This is a genomic window from Streptomyces cyslabdanicus (assembly GCF_052663305.1).
Genome location: NZ_JBQRUW010000065.1, coordinates 37,904 through 63,523, shown reverse-complemented (window position 1 = coordinate 63,523; position 25,620 = coordinate 37,904). Strand labels below are relative to the sequence as shown.

Sequence of the window (25,620 nt, the reverse complement as noted above, 5' to 3'; positions counted from 1 at the left end):
TACTCACCTCGGGTGTTGGCTGGTGGAGGCCGCGGTCGTTGGACACGGCACGTGTGCATGAACATCCGAGCCCCCACGGATACGCAAGCGAGCCCGGACCAACTGGGCCGGGCTCGCGGCCTGTTCGGGGCGGGCTGCTACAGGTCGAACTCGAGGTGTTCGACGTCGGTGAACCGGACCTCTTCCAGGCTGCCGGCGCGGCGGCCGCCGTCCTGGAAGTAGACCTCCTTGAGGGCTTCGGCCGCGATCTCCTGGAGTTCGGTGTCGCTTGCGCCGGCCGCTTGGGCGTCGAAGAGGCGGGCAGCGTAGCGGGGCGGCAGGGCGACGGTCAGGTGCCGGATGCGGTCCTGGTCGGTCGAGCCGATCGGCGCGGTGTAGCCCATGCGGGCGCGGGCGTCGATGACGATGCCGCCGGTCGTCGTGGCCTTCTTGCGGGCCTTAGCCCGGATCTGCGGCTGCCAGCGCTTGATTACCTCGCGCTCCAGGCGGGCGGCGAGGTCGGGGCGCGGCTTCTTGGCTGTGCCCGCTACGTACCGCTCCACCTGCCGCTGGGACATGCCAAGCAGTTCGGCGACCGCTTTCGTGCCGCCGAGCTGCTTGACCATGTACCGCATCTGCGGGCCCGCGGACTTGGGTGCGGGGCGGGTGAACGCCTTTTGCACCGCCTTGTCCAGGCCGTCCCCGAACATGCTCATCGCTTGCCTGCTCCCCTACTCGCCGTTGTCGATGTCGGTGACGGTGCCGTCCTTGATGTACCGGGCGAGGTTGAGCTCCGGGGCGTTGAACCGCTCGCGAATCTCCTCGCCCCACAGCACAGACTGAGTACCTTCGTGCTTGACCAGGCCGGGGTTGACGCCGAGCTTGAAGCCGCCCGGCAGCGGCTTGCCGTCGCGGTAGGGCAGGAAGTCCAGCGGGGAGGGCCCGTCGGCGGCGTAGACGACGCAGTCGGACAGGACCGCGACCGGGTACTGGCCGGTGAACGCGGCGTGCTTGATGATCTTGCGGTGCAGGTTGATCCGGGTGCGGGAGATGACTGCCGCGCGGATGTCCGGGCGCCACGTCGGACGCGACAGCGCCCGCCACGGCTCGCCCGGCTTCCAGCCCTCCCCGCGCGGGCGCTCGCGCAGCTTGCCCAGGCCGCCCTTGACCGTGGCCTTGATGGCCGAGACGACGATCGCCAGTTCCGGGTCGCGGTCCTTGTAGCCGTCCATCGCGGTGAGGAAGTCGGCCGGGGAGAGGTCGGCGTGGACGCCGAGGTCGGCCATCGTGGCGAGGTACGCGTCGCGCAGCCGCTGGTACCAGCCATCCAGATAGCGGCCGTTGTCATACCGCAACCAGGCCTCGACCGGCGTGACGTCGTAGCCGAGCTCCTGCGCGTAGGCGACAGTCGGTGTCGCGTACCAGGCCGGGCCCTCGGGCCGGTCTCCCTTCGGCGTGAACGGGCTGGGCAGCAGACTCGCGTCCAGGTCTGCCCACTTGTCCTTGCCGACCTTCACCCGGGACAGGGCGACGTGCGAGAGGTCCACCAGCCACGATCCGGGCAGCTTCGCATCGAACTCCGGCGCCGTCACGTGCGTCGGTGCGCCCAGGCCGACGATCAGGCCATTGGCGCCGGCGGCGAAGGCCATGTTGACGTCGATGCCGACCAGGTGCCGCTGCATGCATTCGGCGTCGGTCATCGGCCGCGCCCAGTCGTAGGCCTCCTCGAACAGCTTCTCCGCCGAACCCCGGACGTGGAAGCGCGGCAGGTCCTTGAGGAGCGGGTGTCCGTCGGGGGCCTCGCACGGCGCCGGGTCGACCGGATCCCTGCCCAGGGATCCGGGGTTGTGCTCGGAGTGGCGCTTGCCGTCGGCGTCCGGCTCGGAGGCCCTGGTCGGAGGGTGCAGTGCGGTCATCAGCTCCAGGCCGGTCACCGCCGTCGATCCGCGGGGCGTCATTACCCGGGAGGCGAACACGCCTAGGACGCGGGCCAGTTCGGCCAGCGACAGCTGCCCCACCTCGCCCCAGTGCCGGGTGCCCAGCGCGTGCCACGACGGAATGCACAGCTGCACGCACTGACGGTCCGAGCCCTGCGCGGGGCGGTAGATCCGCGCCCACGGCCCGAACCCGCGCTTCGTCAGCTGCCACTCGGCGCGCACCAGCTGCTTGACGACCTTGTGGCTCTCCGGGATCCGACCGGCGAGGCGCTCGTCGTCGGCGAGGGTGACGGGCAGGCCGTAGCGCTCCAGGGCGGCCTCGGTGAGGACGAGCAGCGGGTCGCCGTCCTTGCCGGGGCCGGACAGTCTCGGCTGGCCGAGCTTCGCTTCCTTCAGGGTCCAGTCCACCAGGGTCGGCAGGGACTTGGCGGGCACGTCCAGGATCAGGCCGCCGGTGCAGTACGCCATCACCTGCCCGTCCTCGACGTCGACGACCGCCAGCGGCCCGTTCTCGAACCGCGGGTCGGCACCCTCGGTCGGGGTCCCGGCCGGGACCGCCTTCCGCGCGGGCGGACGACGCGACGTCGACGACGGCCCGGTAGCACGCGAGGGACGCGGTGCACCCTCCGAAGCCGGGGCGACGGGGGCAACAGGTGGCCGGGGGTGCTCAGTTACGGTCCCGGCCGCAGCCTCGGGTCCCGGACTGGGGGGCACTGGGCGCGCCTGCTCCGAGGCGGGCGCGGGTGCTGCCGGGGCGGGCGTGCCGGCGACCGCGGTGGGCGCCGGGGCGGCCGGCTCTTCCGGGGCGGGGTAGAGCTCCGCGAGTTGCCGCAGCAGCCGCGCATACGCCTCACGCTCCCGGCCCCGCGGCTCGACCGGCTTCGTCAACGACTCCCAGCCCGACACCGTGGCCCGACGCACCTGCAACGCCGCAGCAACCTCATCCAACGTCAGACCGTGCGCGGTACGCAGCCGCTTACGCTCCACCACAGGCGGCAACGGCGAGCGAGATGCGACCAGCGCATCCACCGCATCAAACAACTCGGACATGCAGCACCTCCAGAGCACCACCCTACCTTCAATAACCGTACGAAGTGCGTACGTAGACCGTACGAATCGCGCTCTACCGGCGCCCGAGGGGAGCTACTTCTCGGTCTCGGTCAGAGGGTGTTCGCGGCCGCATGTGCTCGCTCTGCGACGCCGCGCAATATCTTGGTGAGCTGCTTCCGGGTCCGCCCGCGCGTCTTGACCGCGTGACAATTCGGGCAGAGTGCGACCATCACTCGTGGGTGGTCGCGGCCGCCCCCGGCAATCTCGTCTATGTGATCGACTTCCAGTAGTGCTTGGCCGGCATCCGTGACATCGTCTGGCTGGCCGGTGCACGCCGGGTTCTCGCACCGACCTTCGCACCGCTCCAGCACCGCTTTGCGGGCCTCCGGAATTCGTACAGGCCGAGCTGCTCCAGCGGCCCGTTTCCCTCGCGCCGCCTCCTCTTTCCGCTCGACCAACGCAACCAGCCGTCGGTACTCCCCTGATCCACGCGGCTCCGACACCAGGGCAGCCTCTGGCAAGGCGGGATCCGTAGTCTCGTTCTCATGCGACCGGCTCCTCGCCTCGCATCGCTGGTGCCGGAGCCAGCCGCGCGGGAGGTCGCCCTTCTTGCACACCGGGCACACACCCTTGACGGCTTCCCCTGTCCGGCCAGAGACGCTCGACGCTTGCGCGGGAATCGACCGCATGGGCGTCACGGTCAGGTCCGGCTTCTTGCTTATGGGAGTTACGCCTTGGTCACCTGCTTCCAAAGTCCTCCTGGTCCGGAGGATCTCTTGGTATCGGGCGTTGTCCTCCTTCCACCTGCGGGCGGCCTCGCTCTCGCCTCGCCCATTGACGAAGCGCTCCATGTCCCGCTCATGCCGCCCCGGCTCGCGCCGCGCCTGCTCCAGCCGAATCTGGTAGAGCCGCACGAGTTCGCGCTGGAAGCGGGCGCCGCTGACGCGCTGGAGGATATGGGCCCGGCGATATTTCCTCCCCCGAGGAAGGGGACCCAGCTCGGTGATCAAGTGTCGGCTCCAGCCTAGGGCCTCCAGGTCGGCTGCGGTGCACAACGGCTGCGCGGCTTTGGGGAGAAACACAAGAGCACTGATCGGCAGACGAGCCAGGTCCTTTTCATGCCGCTTTGTGAACTTTTGGGCTCGGATCACGCCTGCCAGGAGCTTCGTGCTGTAGGTCAGCGTCCGCTCCAGGTGATCCGGCTGCGGAGCTGGCACTGCCTCACCACTTTTCAGTCTCGGCTTTCTGTCCCTGTCACGCTTACGCGGCTTCGGCGCGACCTCTGGAAGCGGGTTGGCGAGAACGTTCTTCCATCCCTTGGCAGCGCGCTCAGCCGGGGTGGCTGTGGCAGCTGCGGGGACTGCGCCGTCGAGCAGGCCGCGCTCACGGTACAGCTGAACGAGCCGGGCTTGGGCACGGCCAAGAGCGACTTTTGCATCGTTGGCGGCCTGGATGTCTCCCCCGTCGAAGCTGATCCGCTCTCGTGTCCGCAATCGGGCAATGGCCAGGGTCAGCTCGTTCGCATCGGAGTAGCCCTCGAAGTCCTGGTTGCTCACTGGCCACTTGCCCCGTCCTAGTCGCCGCTCAACTCATTGTCGTTGCAAGGCATCGGCCGCGGCGGGACTTCAGTCGATTGGAAGCCGATCCCAGCCCAGTCCCTTCGGTCCCATCGGCCATCGACTCCCGGCATGCAGACGGCCAGCGCACGCCTTTGGGGCTGGTGGAAGGCACCGGCGGCACGCCGGCTACTCCGGCAGAGGTCGGGGTCAGGTGATGTCAGGCCGAGCGGGGAACGGGACGTCTCACCGCAGCGCGGGCGGTCCAGAACGAACTTTCTGCTGCAATGAAATGAGAACCGCAGCACTACCCGGATCAGAGCTCCTGATGCGGCTCTAAGATCTCCGAGCCGAGTATCAAGGGGGGCAACGTGGCTATCGCCATAGTCGACGCGGTCAGGCTCGCGAAGACGAACCAGCAGAGGAAGGAACAGCTGAACGAGCGCCAGGAGAAACTCAATCAGCGGGCCGCCGCGGAGAATGCTGCCCAGCAGAAGGCGCGGCAGACCCTCTACGACCAGGCCATCGTCCCCTTCCGTGACATTTTTCAGCGTCTCAAGCACATCGATCCGGTCGAGCTGGCCGAACTGAGCAAGCTGTCCGTGATCGTGATGCCAACCGTCGCCGACGAAGTGGATACCGAGCATTGGGAGCTGCGCGAGAAAGCCGTGACGGCCGCTGTCGGATCACTGGCAGGCAGCGCGCTCACCGGCTACAGCGTCGGGGCAGGCACTGTTTTCGCAGTGGGAGCCTTCGCTTCCGCCTCCACCGGCACGGCGATCTCGGGGTTGTCCGGAGCTGCGGCCACCAGTGCCACGCTCGCGTGGCTGGGCGGCGGGTCTCTTGCCGCGGGCGGTGGCGGGGTGGCGGCCGGAACAATGGTGCTGACCGGGCTCGTCGCTGCTCCGGCCGTCCTCTCGCTGGCTGCTCTCGGGGAATGGCAGAGCCGCAGACTCAGACGCAGCGAACAGGAGAAGGCACAAGAGCTGGAGCGGCTCGAGGCACAGATGCGCGAGGCGGAGGACGCTGCGCCCGCCCTGGACGCGCGCAGCAAGGACATGCAGCGCATCCTGCAGGGTCTCCAGTTCACCCTGCTGAGACGGCTGCCGTCATTCACCTCACTGGTCGAAACGTGCGACGACTTCACCCAGTACGACCCACCTCGGCGCGCCGAGGTGGCGGAGATGGTGGATCTCGCCAGCCTCGCCGTCATGGTCATGAGCTGCCTGATCACTGACGCAGAGGGACGGATGACCGAGGGACCGCGACAGGTCGTCGCCTACGCCGAAGCCCGGCTGCAGTCGCTGAACACCGAGGTGTAAGTTCCGCACCCGGCCGGTCCGGGCAATTCGTCTCATCGCGGCACGGACCGGGGAACCTTCGGTTCCTTTGCGGGAAGACTGTGCCTTTTGCCGTGCCGGGTGCAGCGGGTGGATGGGGCAGGGGGTGACGTTGTCGGGTGGTCGTGCTTGACGCCGTTCTCCGGAACCACCCAGTCGAAGGTCAGATCGGTTGGTTCCACCGCAACCACCTCGTCCCGGGGCCGGAGGTCGCGACGCTCACCGAGCTCAACGGGATGATCGATCGGTGGGGCCAGGAGGACGAGAACCGGCGGATCCGGTCCCGCCCTCGCACGATCGGCGAGTACCTCGCGGCCCGGCAGCCGTGCCGGCGCCGCTGATACTGCCCACGTGCTGCGCCCACGTACAGAGCCGCACGCGAATCGAGATCAGCCCCGCCCCGGTGCCCGCCGGGCAGCCCTGCCCAAACGCCCAGGCGAGTCCTCGGGCCAGGCTCGCCCTTCCCCGCCAACGCGGCCGGACGGACCGGGACCGCGGCAGCGATGCCGACCTGGCCGTCGGCAAGCTCGGACAGGCCGGCTGGCGGACCGCCGCCGGGCGGGTACCCGGGCGCGCGATAGGAAAGCAGCAGCGGCGGTCGCATGGCTTCCTGCTGTCCGCTGCAGCGCAGCCCGGGAGGGTCCGGCCTGCGCGGCCGTAGTCGGCCGTCATGAGCGGTAGTTTTAACTCACTTTCCTTGCCTGCCGGCGGTATTTAGGTAGGAATCCTTGCCTCTGGAGGCTTCCGGGAGCGTGGGAGGTCGTTTTTCCGCATGAAACTTGCCCCCCGAAGCCGTCGCCCGCGAGCACCATCTACACGACATCCACTACAAACCCCGGAACAGGTGCGTTTTAGCGGGCCAGTGTGACCGTGTGAGACGACGTGTTCGTCGAAGAGGTTCCGGCGCAGCTATCGCGCCATTGTTTGTAGGCCGCTGACCAGGTCGGCTTGTGCCAGTTCGTCGCGCTGGGTCGGTGTGAGCCAGTGGGCGGACGATCCGGCAGGCGTCCGTTCCACCAGCAGCACGTCGTCGACGGCCTCGGCGACAGCCTGCAGGTGGCTGATCACCATGACAAGGCGATTCCCGTTGACTTGGGTGCGCAGTACCTCGAGGGCGGAGTCCAGTGCGGTGGTGTCGAGGGCGGCGAAGCCTTCGTCGAGGAACAGGGAGCCGAGGGCCGGGCCGCTGCGGGAGTGCAGTTCGGCGAGCGCCAGGGCCAAGGCGAGTGATGCCTGGAACTTCTCTCCTCCGGACAGCCGGTTCGGGGGGTGGGCGACGCCGGAGTTGCGGCTGACGATGTCGAAGCTGTCGGCGAAGCCGAAGCGCCCGTCGGACATTTGGCCGAGCAGGTCGCTGGCGACACCGAGCAGTGTCTGGGTACGCAGCATGGTGACGTGGTTCAGGAACTTGGCGTCGACCAGTTCGCGGCGCAGGACTTCCAGGGCTTCACAGCGGGCCTTGCCCGCGGTGATGGCGAAGTCCAGGTCAGCGGCCGGCTTGATCAGGTCCTGCGCTTCCTGCTGCTTCTGGCGCTGGTCTTTGGCTTCTTTGGTTGCCTGTCCGACTGCGGCAACGAGGGGGTGGAGCGCTTCGGGTGTTGTCAGATCGGCGTGGGTATCGAAGCCGTCGACATCGGTAAGTGCGGCGGCGCACTCGCTGAGGCTGTTCTGGGCAGTGGCTGCGTGGTCTGCGGCGGCGACGGCACGCTGGGTGAGCTTGTCACTCAGCGTTGAGGTGGTCGTCGACAGTTCGGAGGGGTACGTGCGGACTTCGGCGATCTCTGACTGGGCCGGTGCCTTCGGCGCCTGGTGCTGGTCGGAGGCATCGAGATGCGTGAGGGCCTGAGTGACGGCCTGCGCCCACACGTCCAGTCGGCCGCGCAGTTGGTTCAGCGGGTGCTCCAGCCGGACCTGAGTGTCCTTGTCGAGGGCACGCTGTTCGCCAAGTACCTCGGCGTTCTCCGCCCTTGCCTTTTCCCTCTGGTCGAACAGCTCTTGGACTTCTGCCTGCCGGGTGGTGACAGCGGCGGCGGCAGCGGCTGCCTCATCGGCGAGGATGGCGATCGCGTCGTGCGGCAGCATCGCTTGGATGCGGGAGGGCAGCGTGCTGACCTGGGCGGTGGTCCTGGCCACGGCACGGGTGTGAAGCGCGGAGGCCTTCGCGGTGTCTTCAGTGTGGCGTTGATGGGCTCGCGTGCGCTCGGCCAGCGCCTTGCGGCCGGCTTCGACCTCGGCGATGCGGCGATGCCCTTCGGCCTGCAGTTGCTCGGTGTGCCTGACGGCTGCCTGCTCGCATGCGGCGATCGCGTCGGCGATCGGTGCTGTGTTCTGCTCGAGTGGTGCAGGGCCATCAGCGGTCGGGGCAGCCAAGGCTGCGGTGGCAGCGGTCAGTGCGAGTGATGCTGCTTCGGCGTCGAAGCCTGCGTCGGTTTCGGCGGCCAGAGCAGCGAGGTCTGCGAAGGCGCGCACCGCGTCTGCACTGGTCTCCTGTGCTGTCTGCTGTGCGCTGTGGTGCTCTCTCTCGCGTGCAAGGACCGCCTCTTCGGCGGCGGTCATATCGGCGCGGGCTTTAGCGAGCCGTTCGACGGCCGTGTCACGTGCGGTTTTTGCCCGGCTCAGCCGGTCCGTCGCCGCGGCCAGCTCGGCCGTATGAGTATCCGTCGGGGGTGCGAAGTAGTCCGGGACCTGCTGGTGGCATACGAGACAGTCGTCCCCGGGGCGCAGTTCGGCGGCGAGCGCAGCAGCCGTGTTGCGTTGTCGCAGCGCCTCCAGATGAGTGTCGGCTTCCTTGACAGCTTTGCGTGCTGCCTCTGCTTTCGCCTCCACTGGGCCGAGATCGTCACGGGCGGATGTGCGCCGGTCCACTGCGGCGGCGTGTGCGCTCGCGGTGCCGGCGACGCGGCGGGCTGCCGTGAGGGCTGTGGTCAGCGCGGTGCGGACGGTGGTGGCGCACGTGCGGATCTGGTTGCTCGTCTTTGCGGCGGCACTGGCCTGCTCGGCCAGCGGTTTTGCTTGTTCGGCGTCCTCGTCCAGTTCTGCCTCGGCTTCGGTGATGGCGTCGCGTTCGTCGGCGAGTTGTTCGGCGAGTATGGCGAGCCGGTCACGCTCACTGCGGTGTTCCTCGGCGTCTGCCGCGAGGGTTTTCAGGATCATGGCGGCTTGGGCGAGCGCGTCCTGGCCTTCTCCTGCCGCGTCTGCCGCGGTGATCGCTGCGGTCAGTTCGAGTTCACGGGTTGCGGCTTGTACGGCGCGTTGGTCCAGGGCGTCGTGGCGTGCGGCGATGTCGGTGGCGACGGGCTCGAGTGCGTTGAGGACGGCTCCGGCGTCGGGCACTGCGCACGTTGACAGTGTTTCGGCGGTGCTGGTGGCCGACGCCGCGGTGGCCCGGGCTGCCAAGACCTCGCTCCGCAGTGCGGTGATGCGCTCGATGGCGGTCTTCAGCCGTTCAACATGGGCGGTGGCTGCGTCGGCTGCTGCGCCGGCTTCTGCGGCAGTCTGCTTGGGGTTGTCCGGCATGGGGGCGCGTTTAGCTCTCGCGTCGCTCAGCAGTGCCTGGAGAGTGTGGCTGTGGCGGGCGGCCATCTGCTGGACCAGTTCCAGTGACTCGGCGCCGAACAGTTCCCGCAGCCGTGGGCTGCGTTCCTTGGGTGTGGCGGTGAGGAGTTGGTCGAACTTTCCTTGTGGGAGCAGTCCGACGCGCAGGAAGGTGTCGTAGCCCATCTGCAGCACCGCTTTGATGCGGTTGTCGACGGCGGTGGCGCCGTCGGTCTCCTCGCCGGTGTCCAGGTTTTTCAGGTGGTGCCGGGCGGCGTTCGGGTTAGTGGCGTGCATGGTCCGGTGTACGTGCCAGCGTTGTCCGTCGTGCAGGAAGGTGAACTCGACGCTCATGGCCTGTGCACCATCGGCGATGAGATGCCGGGGTTCTCTGGCATCCCAGGTGCTTTTGCGGAACAGGGCGAAGACGACGGCGTCGAGCAGGCTGCTTTTGCCGGCGCCGGTGTCGCCGAGGGCTGCGACCAGGCTCTTGCCGGTGAAATCGATCCGGGCCAGGCTGGGGTAGCTGCGGAATCCGGTGAGAGCGAGTACCAGCGGTTTCATCGTGCCGCCTCCGCTGTGTTGGTGTCGGTGCCGGTCAGCAGGCCGGAGTGGTCGATGCTGTCGAGGGGGCGGCCTGCGATGGCGGCGGTCAGCAGGTTCTCCTCGCAGCACGGTGCGGGATCGTCGGGGTCGGGTTCGGCCTGCAGCTGGGCGAAGGCGGCCATGACACGGTCCAGGGCCAGCCCGGTGGTGCCGCGGCCGGGCAGATAGTCACGCAGCAGGTCTTCGATGCCCGGCAGTTCCCTGGTGGAGGTCTCCCGGTCCAGCACGCGGTGGGCTGCATCGGCGCGGCGTTCTTCGACGTCGACGATCGTCGCGTGCGGCAGCATCGCAGTAAGGGTGTTGGACAGGGACGGGTTGAAGGCTTCGACGTTCACCACTGCTTTCACCCACGCGTCTCCGACCCGGCCAGCGCGCTGCGCGATCTCTTCCAGAGTGCCTTCCAGGCGGATCAGACGACGGCCGGCGGTCAGCGGCACAGTCTCGATGAGGGGCTCCCTGCCCGGGCCGATCTCGGCCAGCACGACGCTCTTGGTGTCGCCCCTCTCGCCGAAGTCCATCTGCAGCGGACTGCCGGCGTAGTAGGCCGGGAATCCGGCGCGGGCGACGCGCTGCGGCTTGTGGATGTGGCCGAGGGCCCCGTAGGCGACGCCGGGCATGTCGGTGGCTGCGGCGGCGTAGTCGTCGGCGATGGAGATTTTCCTCTCCGAGTAGGAGGGGGCGGCTCCTTCGACGAACAGATGAGCGGCGAAGACCAGAACGTCCCCGGCGCCGCTCCCCGCGGTCAGGCGGCGGTAGGCGTCGGCCTGGACGGTGCGCATCCGCTGGGCGTAGGTCGCGGTCGTCAGGGCGGGATCGGCGAAGTCATAGGTGAACCGGTTGGGGTGCAGGTAGGGCAGTGCGCCGATGCGCAGCGTCAGGTCCCCGTCGTTGGCGGGGTAGTCGGCGACGAGCAGCCGGCCGGGGCGGGCGTCAGTGGCGAAGCGGACCCGGGCCTGTTCGTGTTCGCGGCTGCCCATGTCGTTGAGGACGTACTCCACGAATGCCAGAACGTGAGTGGTGTCGTGGTTGCCGGCGACGACGACCACGGGCGCGATCGCGCCGAGGCGGCGCAGTGCCTGTGCTGCGCGGCGTATGTCGTCCAGGCCCGGGCGGGAGCTGTCGAACAGGTCGCCGCTGTGCACGATCAGGTCGGGGGCGAACTCGTCGGCGATGTCGATGATTTCGTCCAGGACGGCATCAACTTCGGCGTCGCGTCGGTAGCGGCCGATCTGGCGGCCCAGGTGCCAGTCGGAGGTGTGGAATACGCGTGCCGTCACGGGGGCGCCTCCAGGGGGACGGTCGGCGGGCGGCCGCGGCTGCGCCGCTCGGCCGGAGGTTCGGTGGCGCCGACTGTACACCGAACCTCAGGAAGGAGTCTGGAAAACTCTGGAAGTCTGGTAGCGTCTGGGGCATGAGTGATCCGCTGGACGCCCTGGAGAAGAGCATCAGCACCCTGCGTCGTGCGATCCGCGACGCTTCCGCCGCCGGTGACACCGAGCGCGCCAGCGAGCTGCGGGCGCAGCTGCGCCGTGCCGAGCGGGCCTGGGACGCCCTCCTCGACGCCGACGAACCGGCGCCCGCACCGCCCCGGCTCGCGCTGGAAGCGGCCCCGGCCGCCCGGGGAGCGCAGCTCCCGGCACGTGAGCACGTCCACCGCGCCCTGATGCTGCTCGGGACCCCGGCCGCCCCCAAACTGATCGTCGGCGTGCACGAGGCGTTCTTCCCGGGCGAGTTGTCCGCGTCGAAGCTGTCCAGCCTGCGCCGGGACGAGGAGCGCTCCTACCGCTCCAGCCCCGGCGCCCGGCCGTACTACCTCCCCCCGGCACTGGCGCACGACCTGCTGACACCGGTGCGGGCGCTCGTCACCATCAGCACCTGGACGCTGGAACAGCGCATCATCGGACCGCACTCACCACGCGTCGACTTCCTCACCGGCGCGATCCGCATCGCCGAGGCGGTACACACCGCGGCACAGTCCGCGGGAAGCGGGCCCAGCCCGGAGGCGCTGCGGCTGCTGTGGCGCTTCGCCGTGAACATCCCCGACGCAATGCCGAAAAGCGCCTCCGGTCACGAGAATGCTCTGGATCCGGAGCAGGTGATCGAGGCCGCCCAGGCCGAGCTGGACGTGCACGCCGACGCCGACCGAGCCGCCCGGGCCGAGGCCTCGCGGCGGGCCCGCAAGTCGCTGAGCGACGACCAGCAGCTGTTCGGCGCACCCTCGCAGGGCGTCACACACCTGCGGGCCCGGGCCTGACCCTCTCCTTCAACAACAATCCCCTCTCCCCTGCAAGGATCTCCGACACCGTGAAAGCACCCGTCGACGACCGACTGGACGCGCTGCGCGGATCCGCAAAGCGCCGGCCCTACAACGCCCGCTCGCTGGCCGCCCTGGAAAACAACCCGCGCTGCACGCTGCGGGCCCTGCTGGACGCCTCCGGATCCGACAAGGCCGCGATCGCCGAGCACGCCGGCTACCCCTCCCCCTTCGGCCAGTCCGCCTTCGCCTTCGCCCGCGGCAACACCTTCGAAGCAATGGTGAAGGACAACGGCTGCGCGGAACTCCTGCGCGTCCTGCGCGAGACGCTGAAGCTGACGCTGCCCGAGGTGGCATACCGGGACCTGAACGACGTCGGCGGCGACGGCAGCAACGAGACCCGCCGCGACCACACTGCCGAGGCACTGCTGCAGGCAGCCCAGGGCACCGGCGACGGCACCCTGTTCGACCACCCGATGCTGTACCTCGAGGTCGGCGGGCAGGAGGCGTTCCTGGAGCCGGATCTGGTGGCCTTCCGTATCGACGGCCGCTTCTACATCGTGGAGATCAAGAGCTTCCCGATCATCGACGGGCAGGCCGACCCGGCGCAGGTGCGGTCGGCGACCACACAGGCATGCGCATACGTCATCGCCCTGCGCGCTCTCCTCGAGGAGGCCGGGATCGGCCCGGAGGCCGTGTCCGACACCATCGTGCTGGTCGCACCGAAGGACTTCACCAACCGCCCGACCGCGGCGTTCGTCGACGCCCGCAAGCAGGTATCCGCCCTGACCCGTCAGCTGGCCCGCATCGAGCGCATCAGCGACCTCGTGGACCTGCTGCCCGAAGGACTCACCTTCGACCTCGACATCAACAAGGACAACAAGCGGCCCCGCCGCCCGGCCGAAGAACTGGCCGAGGCGCTGGAACAGGTGCCCGCGACGTACCGCCCGGACTGCCTGAACCACTGCGAGATGGCGTTCTACTGCCGCGCCCGCGTCCGCGCGGAAGCCTCACTGGACGTCCTCGGCCCGGCGGTGCGCGAACAGTTGGGCGGGATCGACACCGTGACCATGGCCCTCGGACTGGCCCGCGGGCAGCTGACACCGACCGCGGACCAAAGCGACATGGCCGCCGCGCTGCGACACGCCGCACGGCTGCGCGCCGAGCTGACCGGAGCGTCCGGGGGTGCCGCGTGAGCATGCTGTCGGCGTTGGCGCACGTAGAGGCAATGGAAACCATGGAGGCGGTACACCAGACCGAGTTCCGCCACCGGCGCCTGTCGGGCCGGCCACTGGTGATCATCCCGCTGACCATGGCCGGAGAAGCCGGAGCTCCGCTGGCGGCCATGGTCGGCACCGCCAAGAGGGACATAACGCTGCTGGTCGTGCCGCAACCCCGCAACCGCGATCAGAGGTTTACGTTCGCCGCCGACCTGGGCCAGATCGTGATGAGGTACATCGACTCCTACCGCCAGGACCGCCGCGGCGACGGCGAGCGCTCCCATTACAGCGACGCGCCGCAGATCCTCGTCCCCAACCACGGCGGCATCAAAGCCCTGGCCGACCTCGGACGCATGTGCCGCTTCCGCTCGACGTCCGGCCCCTACGCCGTACCGGACGTCGTCCCCGAGTTCGGCATGTGGCTGACGTACCTGGTCGACACCGCCGAAATGGTCGGCACCTCCATGCTGCTGCCCGTCACCGCGATGCTCAGCGAGCACTGGGCCACCGGCCAAAGCACGCTGGAGGACCAGAACCTGGCCTCGCTCATGGCCTGGATCGCGCCCCCGGACGGGCTGAGCGTCGAGCAAGCCCTGGCCGACGCGGAGAATCCGGACATCTGCCCGCCGGCGGGCCCGGCGACGTCCCCGGAGTTCGACAACCGGCACCTGGCACCTGCGATCAAACGGTTCGACGCGGCCCACGCCCTCGGCGACCCGCACACGCTGGCAACTGCCCAGGCCGAGTTGCGCGACCTGGTCGCGGAACAGGTCAAGCCCACCTGGCGCATGATGTGGACAGCCATATCGCTGCTGCGGTCCGTCCCCGAAGCGCCGCGGACCGCCAAGCGCTTCGAACGCGACTGCGTGTCCTTCACCTCCTACTCCGACTACCGGGATGGCGGCGGCTTTCCCCAGCGCAAGCGGGACACCGCGATCGGCGCGGCACAACGCCTGAGCCGGCTGGAGCGAGCGCTGGCCGACTTCGAAGCCGATATGGCGTTCGACGACCCGTTCGTGCTGGCCGACCGGCGCAGCGCCGGGGAGGCGTTCGCGGGAACGGTCGAGGAGAGCGAGCCGGGCCGGGTGGTCACCACGGCCAAGAACAGGCGGGTGCCACGCCCGTACGTCACCGTCCGCACCGACGACCCCGTACGGCTGGCCGCCGGCACCAAACTGATCAGCCCGTCCATGCCGGCAGGCCACAAGGCCGTCATCGCCTCCGTCCACCCCGACGGCGACGCCACGCTGGTCACCGTGGAGGTCACCGGCGGCATGGGACGCTCCCGCACCCCGAACCCGGGCACCGTCCCGGAGCCCGGCCAGCGCCTCGCCTACCTTCCCGACCCGGGCTGGCGCCCGACACCCGTGTTCCCGGCATCCGATCACACCCCGTGGACACACAGCCCCGGCCCCGACGAGCCGGACACCGACTCCGCCGTACCCGAGGACGCCGCCGCAGAGGAGTGGGGCCATGAGGACTGACGACACCACTGCACCCGACCCGGCAGCGTCCGCAGACGCCGCCACCGCGGCGATCCTCGCCGACCTGGCCGACACTCGGCACAAGGCCGTCGTCGTCGACTCCCCGCCCGGCGCCGGCAAGAGCACCCTGGTGGTCCGCGCCGCCCAGGAACTCACCGCATGCGGCGAACGCCCAATCATCGTCGCCCAGACCAACAACCAGGTCGACGACCTGATCGAGCGCCTCGCCACGACGCACCCCGACCTCCCCCTCGGCCGCCTGAGCGCCAGCGACTACAGCCCGCCACCGGCCCTGGGTGCCCTGGCGAACACGACCGTCGGCCGCACCCTGGGTGACCTGGCCGGATGCCGGATCATCGTCGGTACCGCCGCCAAGTGGGCCACCGTCCGCGACAGCAAGTTCGGCTGGGCGATTCTGGACGAGTCCTACCAGATGCGTTCGGACATGCTGCTTCAGATCGTCGAGCGGTTCGACCGTGGTCTGTTCGTCGGCGACCCGGGCCAGCTGGACCCGTTCACGATCGTCGGCACCGAACGCTGGATCGGGCTGCCGCACGACCCGACGCAGAACGGCGTCAGCGTGATGCTGGAACACAACCGAGGCATCCCCGTGCACCGGCTGCCGGTGTCCTGGCGCCTCCCGTCCTCCGCCGCGCCCACCGTCAATGAAGCCTTCTACCCGTTCACCGGCTTTACCGCCGGAACCGCCCACGGCACACGCGCCTTGGAGTTCCGCACCGCCGGGTTCGGCAGCACAGACCTGGACGAGACCCTCACGATGGCGTTCACCACCGGCTGGGCCCTCCACGAACTCAAGCGCCGCCACGTCCCGCGCACCGACACCGAAACCATCCAGACCGCGGCCGACCTCGCCGGCCGGTTGCTGGACCGGGGAGCGGTCGCCACCTGCGAGCGCCACCGCGGCGGCCGCCCCCTGAACGCCGGCGACATCGCCATCGGCGTCGCCCACCGCGACCAGGCCGACCTGGTCCGTACCGCGCTCACCCGGACCGGCAACCCGGACGCTCCCGATGTGGCGGTCGACACCGCGAACCGGCTGCAGGGCCGCGAGTTCGAAGTCGTCATCGTCGTACACCCGCTGTCCGGCCGCCGGGACGCCACAGCCTTCCACCTGGAGACCGGACGGCTGTGTGTCCTCGCCTCCCGCCACCGGCAGGCATGCATCGTCGTCGCCCGCGAAGGCATCGCCGACCTCCTCGACAGCCACCCCTCGATGGATCCGGTGCACCTGTCCGTGCCGGCCAAATTCCCCGACGGCTGGGAAGCCAATCAGGTCATGCTGGCAAAACTCTCCCAGCACCGCGTCGCCGCATGACTCCCGGGCAACACCCTGACGCGGGCATGCAGCTCTCACGTCGAAATCGAAAATCCATTCTTTTTCTGGGATTCGTCAGTACCGGCGGCCGGGACGGCGAAGTACTGATGGGTGGCGCTTTGTGTCCTGGCGGGAAACGGCCGTTGTTCCCAATTCGTGGGAGATCTGTCAGCGATGGCCTTCAAGCTAGGAAGCTCTGTACACGTGGGGAACGTACGAGGCGAGGGGTGGAATGGATCAATCGCGACAGTGGTGGCGGAGCGTTCTGTCCAGCGACTGGACTGTGTTCGCCCTGCCCGAGGACCTCGTGCGGGAACGCTATACGGCCCTGCTGGCTGCGTTGGAGGAATTGTCTACCCGCGGCCCGATGTGGACACCGGCTCAGATCCTCGAGCAACTACGCACCGTGGGTTACCACGATGGGCTGGCCGAGGAGCAGTTGCTGTCGTCGCTTGAGCAACTGGCCAAGTGGGAGCTGGCCAAGCCGTTCAGGGACTATGCGGCGCCGGTGCGCAACTATCGCGGGGTGATCTCGCGGCAGGAGGCCTGGGCGTTGACGCTGCGGGGTCGGGCGCTTGTAGCCGCCGTACGGGCAGCGGTGCTGGACTCCCGTCGTGCACTGCAGCTGCCGAGCCGGCTGCTGGACGGTGTGGAGCAGACGGTCCGCCGGATGCTGGAGCATTTCACGAGTGATCCTGGGCTGCTGACAGGTGATCTCGATGATGTGCGGACCCGGATCGACGAACTCCAGCGGGTTACGGCCGACTTCTACGGTGCGCTGGCGCAGATGGTCCAGTCCGATGTCACTGACGACGACGTGTTCGGCAGGAACCGGGACCGGGTGCTCGAGGCGCTGCGGCAGTTCCCGCGGGAGTATGGGCGGGCGCTGCGGCGGGTGGGGGACGCGCTGGCGGCGTTGCGGGAGGTGGGCCACGGTCCGGTCGTGGAGACCGCGGCCGTGCACGCGGGGCTGGTGGATCCGGCCGAGCAGCAGCGCTGGGTGGACGAGCGGATGCGTCGCTTGGCCGACTTGGAGGCGTGGTTCACGCCGGACGGGACGGTTTACCGGTTGATCGCTTCGGCGACTGGTGCTGTGCACACGCTCCTGATCGCGATCGACCGGCGATACGCGGCCAGGAGGCGGGGTGCGGATCTGGGGGCTGACTTCCGCTCTGTGGCGCGCAGTTTGCACCGGCAGGGCGGCGAGGAGCAGGCGCGGCGCGTGTACGGGGCGGCGTTTGGGGACTGGCCGGCGTGGCACGCTCAGATCGGGCCGGCCGAGGAGGACGTGGCGCATGCGACGGTGGCTGCAGCCGGACTCACGGTGCACCGCGTAGAGGTGACGCTGCGTGAGCATGAGCGGGTGGGGAAGCCTGGAGGCAGGCCCCGGAAGCTGGCGGACACCACCGTGGACCGGGAGGGCGCGCTGGCGCAGGCACGCGAGGAGGCGCAGCTGCGCCGCCGGTTTGCCCGGGTGCTGGTGACGCCCGGAGAGGTGGGGCTGGAGCATTTCGCGGGGTTGGCAGCGGATGCCTCGGTGATCTTGCTGCGGGCGGTGGAGGCGGCGCTGCAGGAATTCGACCCGGTGCTGGGGTTCGGGTCTGCGGTGGCCGAGGGGGCCAACGTCGTGGTGCGGGTACGGCCGGGGATGGCAGACCGGCAGGTCCGGGTGGAGTTGGCCGAAGGGGTGCTGACCGGCCCGGATCTGCGTATCCGTGTCGATGCGAGCGAGCGGGCCGACGAAGCGGATGTGCAGGGGGCGGCATGAGCGGCGAGGTGTTGGAGGCCGATCTGCGGGATGCGGCCCGGGTGCTGGCGGATCGAGGACGGCTTCGCGCCGAGGCTGAGCCGGAGCTGTACCGGGCGGCTGTAAAGGGGCAAGCCTCGTTGGCGGGGCTGTTCCGGTCGGAACTGGGCTGGACGTTCGAGGTACTGGAGGTGGCGCAGCTGGTCCGGCTGCACAAGCGGCGTGTGGATGTCCCTGGCGACCGGGGGCCTTCGGTAACCCGCGGCGGAGGCCGTCCGGTGCTCCTGTCCCAGGAGGCGCTGGTGCTGGTGTGCCTGGTGTGCGAGCAGTTGTGGCGGCGGCCGCGGTTGAGCGTGCGGGAGTTGATGCAGGCGCTCGCGCAGGTGTGCGCAGAGGAGGCTACCTCTGGTGGGCTGCCGCGGGTGCAGTGGGTGGCAGGGGAGGGGACGTCGAAGCAGGAGGCCCGCTGGCACCGGCAGAACCTGGTGGACGCGTTGCAGGTGCTGGAGGCCGAGGGTTCGGTGGAGGCCGACTCCGACCTGGAGCGGGTCGTGATGGACGAGGACGCTGACCTTGTGGTGACGGCCTCGAGGGACCGGCTGGCGGCACGGTTCTCGTCACTGTCCCCCGCGCTGCTCGGCCTGGACGCGCTGCCTCCGCAGGAGCACGCGGCGGCATTGTCGACCGCTTCGCTGCTCGACCCGATGACGCCGGAGCCGGATCAGACGGCGTCGTTGGAGGAGCGGCGGCTGCAGGCGCTGCGGCGGCTGGTGGACGACCCGGGCGTGGATCCCTTCGACGAGCAGACGCCGGGGACGGCATACCTGCACACGCTGGCCGGCCGGGAGCGGGGGCTGGCACTGCTGGCCAGCCTGGGATTGGGGGTGACAGTGCGCCGGGACTGGTGGGAGGTCACCAATCCCAGCGGGCTCGGGACCGCAATGGACTTCCCCAACGGGCGGCGGATGGAGCGGCAGGCCGCGCTGGCGCTACTGGCTCATCTGTCCGAGCGGGGCCGGACTGGTTCGGTGGTGCAGGTGGGCGACGTAGTGGAGCTACTGGAGGAGGTGCGGGCGGTGATGCCGAACTGGGCGGCCGGTCACAAGGCGCAGCTTCCCGCGTTGGCGCGGGCAGCGATTAGTGAGCTGGCGGCCGCGCGGCTGCTGGTTCCGGTGGTAGGTGAGACGGAGCAGTGGCAGGCGACGCCCGGGGTGCACCTGTGGCGGGTGCGGGTGGCGCACGCCGCCCGTGGAGCAGCGGGGCCGGAGCCCGGCGAGGCGTCCGGTGCCGAGCCGGCTGAGGGGGACGTGTGAGGATCGCCGGAAACGGGCCCCTCCAGGCCGGTGGTCTTGGGCTGGGAATGCCGGTCGCGGAGGGCCGCTGGCAGCCCACACGGGCCGGAGTGGTGAACTCCTGGGCCTGGGCCGAGGAGGAACTCCTGTTCGCCAACGGGTGGCTGACACTCGCGGGACCGAACGGGTCGGGGAAGTCCTTGTCGGCATCGATGCTGGTCACGGTGCTGTTGGACGCGGATGTGTCGCAGACCGCCTTGTCGGTGTCGGGGAAGGCAGCGGGGACGTTGCTGAGCCGGCACACCGACCGGGACGAACAGCAGGACCGCACGGGGGTGTGGTGGCTGGAGTACGGGCGGCGCACCGATGGCGGGACTGTGGAGTATGTGACGACCGGGTTGTGGCTGAGGGCAGTCGGCAAGACGGTGCACCGGGTGTTCTTCCTGGCGCGGGGACGAGTCGGGGAGCAGCTGAGTCTGCAGGTGGACCGGGAGCCGGTGCGGATCGGTGACCTCGCAGCGCAATTGGCTGCCTGTCAGGGGCAGGCCTTCACCTCCAGCTCCTCGTCTGCGGCCTCGAACCGGGCGCGGTTGTCGGAGCATCTGCGGGTGGTCGGGGACGAGCACGACTACCGGCGGGCGGTACGCGAGGAGTTGTTCGCCCCGCTGGACGAGGTGCAGTTCGACGCGCTGGTGGGAGTGCTGCGCAGCCTGCGCAGTGTGCGCACTGCCGAGGCGATCTCCGCAGCCGAGATGGGCCGGCTGCTGTCCAGCGCACTGCCTGCGCTGGACAGCGAACGGCTGACGGTGATCGCTCAGGCAATGGAGCGGATCTCCGAACTCGAGGACCAGTTGGAGCGTGCCCAGGCGGAAGAGAAGCTGCTGCAGGGCGCGGAACGGGCGTATCGCCGGTACGTGGAGGCGGTGGCGGTGGTCGAGGCCGCCTCGCTCATCGCGGCGAACACCGGGTTCGACGCTCAGACCAGGCGTGAGCGCCAGGCGAGTGAGGAGGCGCAGCAGGCCGGGGCGCGGGAAGCCGAGGCCGTGGAGCTGCTGGCCGGGACGCGAGCCGAGATCGGGGAGTTGGAGGGTCGCAAGAACGCGGCGGAGGAGGAGCTGCGTGGACACGCGGGCGCGGTCCTTCCGCAGCGTGAGCAGCGGGCGGTCGAACTGGCCGCTGCCGCCCGCACGGCGGCCAAACGGTCGGACGAGGTCGGCGGCGAGGCTTCCCGGGCTGAGGGCGCCGCCCGGGAGTCGGCGGATGGCGTCCGGTCGGCGCAGGGCGCCGTGTCGGCGGTGTCCGGGCCATTGCGGGTGGTGGGGGGCCGGCTGGGCGCGGATGCGGCCCTGGAGGGACTGCTCACCCTCGACGAGCGGCTGGTGGCGGCCGAGGCCGCGGCAGTGGCTGCAGGCGTGGTCGACGAGGCGTGCGCGGCACCGCTGGCGTGGGTGGACACCCGGATCTCCCAGATGCGGAAGGTAGAAGCCGCGCTCGGAGACCATGCGACGGCGCAGGGAATGGAAGTCGCGGCGGCGGCCGATCTGCGCGAGGCCGAAGGGGTCGAGGAAACGGACCGGGCCACGGCCGACCAGAAGGGCAGGACGCGGGCGCGGGCCGAGGACACGCTGCTGGACGAGATGCGGCAGTGGGCAGATGAGGCAGTGGAGTTGCGCGGTCCCGCCCTCGAGCTGCTCGTGCGGGACGGTCGCGGCGACGGGGAGCGGTTGCCCGTCGGGAAACTGACAGCAGGGCTCGCTCAAGTCGCGGGCGAGGCGCGGGCGAGGATCGACGCGGCAGGGCACCATCGGCAGGCAGTCGCGGACCGCGCGGTGGCCGAGCAGGCGGCCGGGGCATGGGAGCAGGCACGCACGCTGTGGGAGCAGGCACTCAGCGCGGCCGAGCACGCCTCGAAGGCATTGCGCGGGGCGCAGGAGGAGGCCCTGGAGCAGGACGCGGCCGAGCAGGTGGCCCGGGAGCAGCACCAGGAGACGCACCTGCGGCAGGTCGCACAGGCGGAGGCCGCAGTCGCGCAGGCTCAGGAGGCAGCGGACGGGGCCGGATCGGCGGCCGTGGCGGCCTGGGAGCAGTGGCAGGGCCTGGTCGGCCGGTGGCGGCATGACGCGGTACTGATCGACGTCGGCATGGTGCCGGAGCCAGCCGGGGACGGGACCACGGTCGACGCCACGCAGACAGTCGCGCAGATCCAGGTGTCCCTGGAGCGAGCGCACGCAGCGGCCGCCGGACGGCTCCAGCGTGCGGTGGACGCCGCCGACCAAGCGGCGGGACTCGCGCAGGAGACAGTCCGCGACCTGGAGCAGCAGCTGGAGCAGGCCCGACAAGCGGCGCCGGTGCCACCGGCACCGCTGTGGCGCAGCCGACAGCCCGTGGACGGCACCCCGTTGTGGGCGCTGGTGGACTTCGCCGAACACCTGACTGACGAGGCCAGAGATCGCCTCGAGGGTGCTCTGCTGGTCAGTGGCCTGCTGGACGCACTGGTCCGTGCCGACGGACAGGCGGTGGCAGGGGATGTGACCCTGCGACCTGGAGCTGCGGCGGCGTCGGGAGCGAGTCTGGCGGACGTACTCCGGCCCGACGCGCAGGGCCGGATCGCCCCCGAGCGGGTCCACCAGCTGCTGCAGTCGATTCCCCTGGACCCGTCGGCGGACGATCAGGTCACGATCGCGGTGGCGACCGCGGTCGCACCGGCCGGCTACCAGGCGCGGTTCATCGGGCAAAGTGCCCGCGAACGCGCCCGGCTCCAGCACGTAGCCAGCCTGGAGCAGCAACTCGACCATGCGCAGGGGGCATTGCATCGGGCACGCGAGGAGACTGCGCGCGCTCGCGCCCGGGTGAACGCCGCCGCGATGGAGCGGGACCGGTTCCCCTCCCCCGCCGGGTGGGAGCAGGCCCGTGAGAGGTGGCAGGGCCTCCTCCGGGCGCTGCAGGAGACCCGCAACCGGTCCGCCCAGGACATCCGCCTGGCCGAACGCGGGCTGGCGCAGGCACTACACGCCCTGGACGCGGCTGCCGCGCGGCGCCGCAGCGCGCTGGAGCTGCTGGCCCAGGAGGCACGGCACACCGAACAGGTGGCGACCGCGGCACTGGCCGCAGCCCGGGCGGCTGAAGGCACGGCGCGGGAGACGGCCGGGACCGCGGCCGCCAGTCACGCCGGGTGGGAGCAGGCAAAGGACGCCCAGGCGCACGCCGATGCCGAGCAGGCCGGTTTCCCGCCGCTGGATCAGGTCTTCTCGGCCCAACAGCAGGAGGACGACGCGAGCGAGCAGTTGCAGCACTCCATCAGGCGCACGGCCGACGCGCGCGAGCGGCACCGCCGGGCCGGCGAGGCCGTGCGTCAGGCGCTGCGGGCGTTGAACCGGGCAGCCGACGCGGGGGGCGGCACCGTACTGCCCACGGATCCGAAGGCGGCCGATGCCCACCGCGAGGACACCACCTTGATGTTTCGGCAGGTCGAGGCCTGGCGGGGCGCCGCAGGGCGGGTGATCGACCTCGCGGGACGGGCACGCCAGGACGCGGCAACCGCCGAACGCTGGCGGACCCTGGCGGCCGACGCCGCCCGGGAGGCAGAGCAAACCGCCGTGGACGCGGGACGCGAGAAGGCGGCTGTCGAGGAGATGCGGCGCCTGCACGGCGCCGAGTACGAGGAGCTGCGCGCCTCGCTGCAGGAGGTCACCGGTGCGCTCGACCGCGCCCGGGCACGGGTGGAGGAGCTGCAACGCGCCAAGGAAGAGGCTGCTGCTGACGCGGCGTCGGCTCGGGCGCGGCTGGATGAGGTCGCGCCGCTGCGTCAGGCGGCCGAGGAGCACCGCGATGCCTGCCTTACCCGGTTGGGCCGGCTCGTCGACGAGGGCCTGGCCCTGGTCGGCGAGGACATCTCCACCGGGCCGGAGGGCCGGCCCGCGAACCTGACCGCGGGACTGGCCTGGGCCAGGCACCTGCTGGCCGACCGCCCCACCGGGCCAGGCGCGGGGGTGGGGGCGGACCGGCTCGCCGCGGCGTCCCGGGCCCGGGACGCTGCGCTGAAGACCCTCGAGGGCGCCGCCCGCACCGCCAACAGCGCACTGGCCCGGTTCAACCGCCAGGTCATCCTCACCAACATTTCGGGCACCGGTTGGCAGCGTGCCGAGGTCGCCGACCCGGCCGCCGCCCGCGGCCAGGACCTGCGCGCAGCGGTGGAGGCACTGCGCGCGGCAGTCGCCCAGCTGGAGCAAGACCTGCGCGCCGACATCAAGAAGGCCATCAAGACCAGCATGTTCGCCCAGCTGCAGCGCGACGTTCAGGTCCGCCAGGATCTCGCGCAGCAACTGGTGCGGCAGATCGGCCAGACCCTGGCGGACGTGCGTACCGGGGTGGCCCGGGTCGGCGTGAAGGTCGAGTGGGCGGTGCGCAAGGACGCGGACGCGAAGGCCATGGTGGAACTGGTGAAAAGTCCCCCCTCGGACGAGATGTTCGAGCGGATGTATGACGTGCTGCGGCAGCGGATGGACGAGTCCGTCGGGGACACGTGGGCGGATCGGGTCGCGCACACCTTCGACTACCGGGCCTGGCACGAGTGGACGATCTCGGTGACACACTCCTCGTTCAGCGATGGGGACGGTGACCGCTTCAAGGAGGTCAAGCCGCGCGGCATGAACCCGCTGGAGACGTTGTCGACCGGGGAACGGCGCCTGGCCACGATGCTGCCCCTGCTGGCGGCCGCGTGGTCGATGTACAGCGGGGAGTACCGCGGGCCGCGGCTGCTGTCGATCGACGAGCTGGATGCGGCGTTCGACGACGCGAACCTTCGGCAGATGCTGGGACTGCTGCGCCGGTGGGAGTTCGACGTGCTGGCGACCGCCCCCTCGATGACCCCAGTGATCAAGAAGGAGGCCGGGCAGGTCGTCATCCACCAGGTCATCACCAGCGGGAAGCACCGAGTGACGGTGCCGTGGCTGTGGCAGGGCCACGGCGAAGCGCAGCCGCTGACGCTGGACCTCGGCCTGGGCTTCGACGGCGGGATGGCCGACTGATGGGCACGACATGGGAATGGGTCGCGGACGATGAGGCACTGGCCCCGCTGTGGTCCGCCGTGCACGACCGGCTGTGCGCCGGGACGGATCCGGCAGCAATGGCAAGTGTGCGGGTGACCGGGCTGCCGCCGGCGGGGATAGCAGCGTTGCGGGCGTGGCTGGACGACGCAGGGCGGCTGCGGCGCGGCACCTCCGCAGTGGTCGTGGACGCCCGCGGGGCGCGAGTGCCGGTACGAGCGCTACGCCAGGTGCTGCAGCTGGAACCACAGGACCTGGTGGCACTGGTGGAGCATGCCGTGGGACGGCCGGTGATCGACCGCGCACGGCAGCGCATGAGCGACGCGGCGCTGCGCCAGGATGTGTGGCAGTACGCGGCCGCACAGCTGCCAGCATGTCCGGGGCTGGTCGCGCGGATGCGCGCCGCCGGGATCGGCGTCGACGATGGCACAGGGGTGCGCAAGCTGGTCGACGCCCTCGCCGCTGTGGCAACACGGCTGCCGGCCGACCCTCCGGTCTCGCTGCCCAAGCTCGCCCACGACACCGCCGGCGATCCCCATTTCTTCGACCTCGACACCCTCGCCGGCAGTCGACTCGTCACACTGGTCGCCGAACTGACCGGACAGGTCGAGCCGACACGGCCGGACCGCATCCGTGCCCTGCTCGAGCAGACCGGAGTCGTCCCTGACCGGCTCACCGCCACCGTGCTGCTCCACCACGTCCAGGCCATCGGCGACGGACCGGTCGACCAGCGCCTACGCGACGCCGTCGCCCCGGTCGCACTGCACCTGTTCGACCTCACCCGCACTTCCCCACGGCTGGACCCGACCCAGGTCCTCACCGTGGTGGAGAACCCCTCCGTCCTCGAAGCCGCCCTCGCCTGCGGCCACACCGCGCCGCTGGCATGCACCAGCGGACAGTTGCGCGCCGTCGACCACGCCCTGCTGCAACTCGCCGTCGACCAGGGCGTGGCGCTGCGGTATGCAGGCGACCTGGACGGGCCAGGTCTCGCCATCGCGCACACCGTCGCCCGCCTGTACGGCGCCAGACTCATCGCCATGGACCTGGCCACACTCCACGACGCCGGAATCCACCCATCCGCAGTGTTACTGGGCCCGCTACCCGCCGAAGACATCGACCTGCAGCTCGCCCGCGAACTGCGCAACGTGGGGCGGGTGGTGTTCCAAGAACACGACGCCGTTCTGGACCGCCTCCTCCCACCCGCTTCCACCTACTGAGCTTGACTCATGAAGTCGTTGGG

General features: G+C 70.0%; 14 protein-coding genes. 9 read left to right on the top strand and 5 right to left on the bottom strand.

Translation table 11 applies throughout. From position 1 onward, the window contains the following. Positions 1-137 precede the first annotated feature (137 nt). From tpg to ACTYVM_RS33075, 3 genes are all read right to left on the bottom strand, one after another. Entirely contained in the window at positions 138-695 is a 558-nt protein-coding gene (gene tpg / locus ACTYVM_RS33085) for a telomere-protecting terminal protein Tpg (RefSeq protein WP_189292890.1), read from the bottom strand. Positions 696-710: 15 nt separating this feature from the next. Next, positions 711-2,966 carry a telomere-associated protein Tap gene (gene tap, locus ACTYVM_RS33080; protein ID WP_445529508.1) on the bottom strand — a complete coding sequence of 752 codons (2,256 nt, stop codon included), beginning with the start codon at positions 2,964-2,966 and terminating at the stop codon, positions 711-713. Positions 2,967-3,076: 110 nt separating this feature from the next. Then, positions 3,077-4,522, bottom strand: a complete 1,446-nt coding sequence (locus ACTYVM_RS33075; protein WP_445529507.1) for an HNH endonuclease — start codon at positions 4,520-4,522, stop codon at positions 3,077-3,079. Positions 4,523-4,893: 371 nt separating this feature from the next. Between ACTYVM_RS33075 and ACTYVM_RS33070 the strand changes: the two genes are divergently transcribed. Next, on the top strand, positions 4,894-5,844 hold the full coding sequence (locus tag ACTYVM_RS33070; protein ID WP_445529506.1) for a hypothetical protein: 951 nt from the start codon (positions 4,894-4,896) through the stop codon (positions 5,842-5,844). Positions 5,845-6,771: 927 nt separating this feature from the next. Here the strand turns inward: ACTYVM_RS33070 and ACTYVM_RS33065 are convergent. Then, positions 6,772-9,960 (bottom strand): AAA family ATPase, encoded by a 3,189-nt coding sequence (locus ACTYVM_RS33065; protein WP_445529505.1) that lies wholly within the window; start codon positions 9,958-9,960, stop codon positions 6,772-6,774. Further along, entirely contained in the window at positions 9,957-11,279 is a 1,323-nt protein-coding gene (locus ACTYVM_RS33060) for a metallophosphoesterase family protein (RefSeq protein ID WP_445529504.1), read from the bottom strand. The genes ACTYVM_RS33065 and ACTYVM_RS33060 overlap by 4 nt, the downstream gene beginning before the upstream one ends. Positions 11,280-11,413: 134 nt before the next feature. On the opposite strand from ACTYVM_RS33060, the gene ACTYVM_RS33055 reads away from it, so the two are divergent. The 8 genes from ACTYVM_RS33055 (at position 11,414) to ACTYVM_RS33020 (ending at position 25,597) form a co-directional block, all read left to right on the top strand. Then, entirely contained in the window at positions 11,414-12,256 is an 843-nt protein-coding gene (locus tag ACTYVM_RS33055; RefSeq protein WP_351343782.1) for a hypothetical protein, read from the top strand. Positions 12,257-12,306: 50 nt separating this feature from the next. Next, complete coding sequence (locus ACTYVM_RS33050; RefSeq protein ID WP_445529503.1) at positions 12,307-13,452, top strand: hypothetical protein; 1,146 nt, start codon at positions 12,307-12,309, stop codon at positions 13,450-13,452. 41 nt (positions 13,453-13,493) lie between these two features. Continuing rightward, positions 13,494-14,960: a hypothetical protein gene (locus ACTYVM_RS33045; protein WP_445529502.1), complete on the top strand. Its 1,467-nt coding sequence runs from the start codon at positions 13,494-13,496 to the stop codon at positions 14,958-14,960. Next, the gene (locus tag ACTYVM_RS33040; RefSeq protein WP_386714531.1) at positions 14,950-16,296 is read left to right on the top strand and encodes an AAA domain-containing protein; all 1,347 of its coding nucleotides are present in this window, start codon (positions 14,950-14,952) and stop codon (positions 16,294-16,296) included. Before ACTYVM_RS33045 ends, ACTYVM_RS33040 begins: the two co-directional genes overlap by 11 nt. 283 nt (positions 16,297-16,579) lie before the next feature. Beyond that, entirely contained in the window at positions 16,580-18,064 is a 1,485-nt protein-coding gene (locus tag ACTYVM_RS33035; RefSeq protein WP_351343770.1) for a DUF2397 family protein, read from the top strand. Beyond that, a complete protein-coding gene (locus tag ACTYVM_RS33030; protein ID WP_386714525.1) occupies positions 18,061-19,356 on the top strand; it encodes a DUF2398 family protein in 1,296 nt (431 codons plus the stop codon). Before ACTYVM_RS33035 ends, ACTYVM_RS33030 begins: the two co-directional genes overlap by 4 nt. After that, positions 19,353-24,362 (top strand): SbcC/MukB-like Walker B domain-containing protein, encoded by a 5,010-nt coding sequence (locus ACTYVM_RS33025; RefSeq protein ID WP_445529501.1) that lies wholly within the window; start codon positions 19,353-19,355, stop codon positions 24,360-24,362. Before ACTYVM_RS33030 ends, ACTYVM_RS33025 begins: the two co-directional genes overlap by 4 nt. Beyond that, positions 24,362-25,597 (top strand): DUF2399 domain-containing protein, encoded by a 1,236-nt coding sequence (locus ACTYVM_RS33020; RefSeq protein ID WP_445529500.1) that lies wholly within the window; start codon positions 24,362-24,364, stop codon positions 25,595-25,597. The genes ACTYVM_RS33025 and ACTYVM_RS33020 overlap by 1 nt, the downstream gene beginning before the upstream one ends. Positions 25,598-25,620: the final 23 nt, after the last annotated feature.

Bases quoted from the DNA above. Each gene is read 5' to 3' on its own strand.
- ACTYVM_RS33045 (WP_445529502.1), top strand. From the start codon at position 13,494: ATGGAGGCGGTACACCAGACCGAGTTCCGCCACCGGCGCCTGTCGGGC.
- tpg (WP_189292890.1), bottom strand. From the start codon at position 695: ATGAGCATGTTCGGGGACGGCCTGGACAAGGCGGTGCAAAAGGCGTTC.
- ACTYVM_RS33055 (WP_351343782.1), top strand. From the start codon at position 11,414: ATGAGTGATCCGCTGGACGCCCTGGAGAAGAGCATCAGCACCCTGCGT.
- ACTYVM_RS33030 (WP_386714525.1), top strand. From the start codon at position 18,061: ATGAGCGGCGAGGTGTTGGAGGCCGATCTGCGGGATGCGGCCCGGGTG.
- ACTYVM_RS33065 (WP_445529505.1), bottom strand. From the start codon at position 9,960: ATGAAACCGCTGGTACTCGCTCTCACCGGATTCCGCAGCTACCCCAGC.
- ACTYVM_RS33040 (WP_386714531.1), top strand. From the start codon at position 14,950: ATGAGGACTGACGACACCACTGCACCCGACCCGGCAGCGTCCGCAGAC.
- ACTYVM_RS33020 (WP_445529500.1), top strand. From the start codon at position 24,362: ATGGGCACGACATGGGAATGGGTCGCGGACGATGAGGCACTGGCCCCG.
- tap (WP_445529508.1), bottom strand. From the start codon at position 2,966: ATGTCCGAGTTGTTTGATGCGGTGGATGCGCTGGTCGCATCTCGCTCG.